1 protein-coding gene is annotated in these 1,023 nt (G+C 32.8%); it reads left to right on the forward strand.

Annotated elements, in window-relative coordinates; genetic code table 11:
- Positions 1-106: 106 nt before the first annotated feature.
- The gene (locus MWU65_RS17440; RefSeq protein ID WP_247079958.1) at positions 107-736 is read left to right on the forward strand and encodes an energy transducer TonB; all 630 of its coding nucleotides are present in this window, start codon (positions 107-109) and stop codon (positions 734-736) included.
- The last annotated feature ends 287 nt before the right edge of the window (positions 737-1,023 follow it).

Genomic DNA, 1,023 nt, shown 5'->3' on the forward strand with positions numbered 1-1,023 from the left:
AAATTAAAATAAAACGGCCAATAACACGCGTTATAATTAATGGCCCTAAAGTATAAGCCTGAATAAGGGCCACTAATCATAGCGCTATCGTTAGGGTACATTTAAAATGAAACAAATTTTAGTCTTAATAATCACATTAACCATCCTTACAAGTTGTAATCGTACGGAATGTGAAAACGCAAATTATATTGCGGAAATGGACTTTGAAAACGCAAATTTCAAACTCCATTCTATGGAGACATTGCCAGTTAAAAACACTTATTTTTATGTGTTACGAGAAAATTTTAATGTAAAAAGGAGATTTATAAACCAAGATTCAATAGGATTTTACAAATGCTACGATTCCACAATGACCTCTTTACTTAATAGAAAAATAGGGTTTGATTTTATCAAAAAAGCACAATCATTAAGTGATAGTCTAGAAACTCTTCCCAATTGGACAAAAGACGCAGAATTTGATGGTGGAATAATTAAATTACAAAGATTCATCCGTAGCCGATTAAAAATAACGAAAAAGGAACTTAATGAAGATCTTGGCAAAAAGGTTATGTTGGAATTTGATATTGACGAAAACGGTAAGGTTACGAATCCGAAAGTTAGAAGAGGAATAAATGCAGAGATTGATAATAAAATTATTGGAATTCTAAATCAAATTCCGAATTGGACTCCCGCGTATCAATACGGAAAAGCTATTAAAAAGAAATATACAATGCCATTATATATTGAAACCGAATAAAAAACGTACCCTAACACAACCTATAAACAATACGGGATTCGGGTTTAATCGCAGGGTTTGTGTATTTATATGAAGTCCGCAAAATCTTTAGGATTTTGCATTAAACAAGGAAAAGAAAAAACAAAACAAAAAGATTTTGCTATGTGCGTGGCAGAATGTAAACGCTAGTTTGCTCCCGTACTGTTCATAGCTAAACCGTTAGAGGCCATTATAAGTGCCGTGGGGGCATTTTTTCTAAGGTTTGTGTGAATTATGAAAGCGGGCGTTATTTCTTTGTTAATGGATAG

The sequence above is a fragment of the Cellulophaga sp. F20128 genome (genome assembly GCF_023015805.1).
Taxonomy (GTDB): domain Bacteria; phylum Bacteroidota; class Bacteroidia; order Flavobacteriales; family Flavobacteriaceae; genus Cellulophaga.

Coding starts and splice junctions, on each gene's coding strand:
- MWU65_RS17440 (WP_247079958.1), top strand. CDS start 107: ATGAAACAAATTTTAGTCTTAATAATCACATTAACCATCCTTACAAGT.